The sequence below is a fragment of the Flavobacterium wongokense genome (genome assembly GCF_021608265.1).
Taxonomy (GTDB): domain Bacteria; phylum Bacteroidota; class Bacteroidia; order Flavobacteriales; family Flavobacteriaceae; genus Flavobacterium; species Flavobacterium wongokense.
Genome location: NZ_JAKIHP010000017.1, coordinates 1 through 1,763 on the forward strand (window position 1 = coordinate 1; position 1,763 = coordinate 1,763).

Annotated in this window: 2 protein-coding genes and 1 pseudogene; 1 reads left to right on the forward strand and 2 read right to left on the reverse strand. The window is 52.8% G+C overall.

Going from position 1 to position 1,763, the window contains the following annotated elements; all coding sequences use genetic code 11:
* On the reverse strand, positions 1-1,484 hold a 1,484-nt coding region (locus L1S31_RS14810; protein WP_502539614.1), incomplete at its 3' end, for an FIDD domain-containing protein.
* Here L1S31_RS14810 and L1S31_RS14815 point away from each other — a divergent pair.
* Positions 1,483-1,653 carry a hypothetical protein gene (locus tag L1S31_RS14815; RefSeq protein WP_236465559.1) on the forward strand — a complete coding sequence of 57 codons (171 nt, stop codon included), beginning with the start codon at positions 1,483-1,485 and terminating at the stop codon, positions 1,651-1,653. The genes L1S31_RS14810 and L1S31_RS14815 overlap by 2 nt on opposite strands.
* Here the strand turns inward: L1S31_RS14815 and L1S31_RS14955 are convergent.
* Positions 1,605-1,748: pseudogene (locus L1S31_RS14955) on the reverse strand (FIDD domain-containing protein); the annotation flags it as partial. The gene L1S31_RS14815 and the pseudogene L1S31_RS14955 overlap by 49 nt on opposite strands.
* Between the last annotated feature and the right edge of the window lie 15 nt (positions 1,749-1,763).

Below are 1,763 nucleotides of genomic sequence, written 5' to 3' on the forward strand. Positions count from 1 at the left end.
ATATTCCACGTATCGTTAATGGTATCCCCGTTAGGCGTGAAATAATGCGGGTAATCAATGATGTTGATCGGTGTGATCTGAAGCTCATCACAGCCATAGGCTGCATTGCCCCTCACATCCCACACATGGATCACGTGCGGCATGCCAATGGATACATTCTCAAAGATATTGCTGCTCTGCCTTGGCCCGTCATCCAGGCTGAATTCATAGATTCCGTATCCATCCACAAGGGCCGTAATGGTCTGGTAAGGCCCGCTGAAGGCAGGGCTCACCGTATAACCCACTGTACCCGCGGCAATCTCTGCCGGTCCCGACTGCTCCACAGCAAACGGCGGGCTTGAGGTATTGTCACAATGCACCGAATTGGCGAAGTTATTGGTTACATGCACCACATAGTTCCTAGTACCTCCTCCCGGTATGGCCGTATTTACCTCATAGGTAGGGCCTGTTCCCAGTGGTGTGGTCATATCACCGGTCTCATACCATTCGTATAGGTAATCTCCCGGGTTCGGCATGTTGGCATCAAGGGTCAGTACACGGATTACCGTGTCGTCATCAAAATCAACACAGATCGTCGTAGCCCCCGTGGTCGACTGCACATCAGGAAGCGGTTTAGGCTCCACGGTAATGCTTCCCTGGGTAACATCGGAGCAGAACGGAACAATGGTGTTGCTGCTGTTCTCCACCTTAATCCAGATGGTATCTGTACCCGCATCGGTGGTATAGGTCTGTGCCTGCTGCAGGGTTAAAGGCACAGCTGTCGGGTTGAGCGTAGGGTCAACCGTATAGTAGCTTACCAGAAAGACTGCAGGGTTCTGTCCTCCCAATACCTCTGTGGTCCACAGCGCATCAAGGTCGATGATGTCCACTCCGTCAAACGGGTTGTTGTCCGGGATACCGCTGTCGCACTGATGGTAAGGGGTTACCGGATTGGCTACGGCATAGGCCTCCACCGCAAGGGTAAGTACTCCCGTTGCGTTGACGCAGCCTGTGGCATTGTTCACCACACGGATATAGATGTTCTGTGAGTTTGGTGTCGTATTGGTATATGGCGATGCCAGCGGCGAAGTCCCCGAAGCGGCATTAGCCTGGGTCAGGTAATACGATACGGTATAATCCGATACGGCCTGTGAAGGTCCCAGTATCTGCGGTGCCAGTAACGGATTGGTAAGGTCAAACTGCGCGATCCCGTCAGCATTGTCATCACACACCCTGTAAGGCGGCAGTGGCTGTACTACAGTAGGCAGTGGGTTAACCGTCAGCTGCTGGGTTACCAGCACATAACAATGGTGCCCCAGGTAATCCACCCTGTTGTTCTCCACACGGATAATCACATCATCCCCGACAAGTGCTGCCGATGGAACCATAATCTCATTGGTATTGTTGGCCTCATCCTGCGGACTCGGGAAGTAATGCAGGGTAAGGTTCGGATCCCCATTGATGATATAGGCCGCATTGGTGGTCAGATCGAACACTTCGAGCATGTCACCCGGATTGTTGTCGTCACACTTAGGTGCCAGCGCCGGTGGATTGGTATGTGGGGTCGGTATCGGAAGCACACGGATATCCAAAGTGGTAATGCTCTGGCAGTTTGCAGGCGCCGGAGTGGTCACAACCACACCAAGGGTCTGTACCGCAGCTATGGCATTCTGATAGGCGGTTGGTGTTGTAATTACATTGGTTCCGTTTTGGGCATCAAGCAGGCTTGGGTAATACGTTACCGTATGCCCCGGAAGGTTCTGGGTAATCTCCCCGTTCTTAAC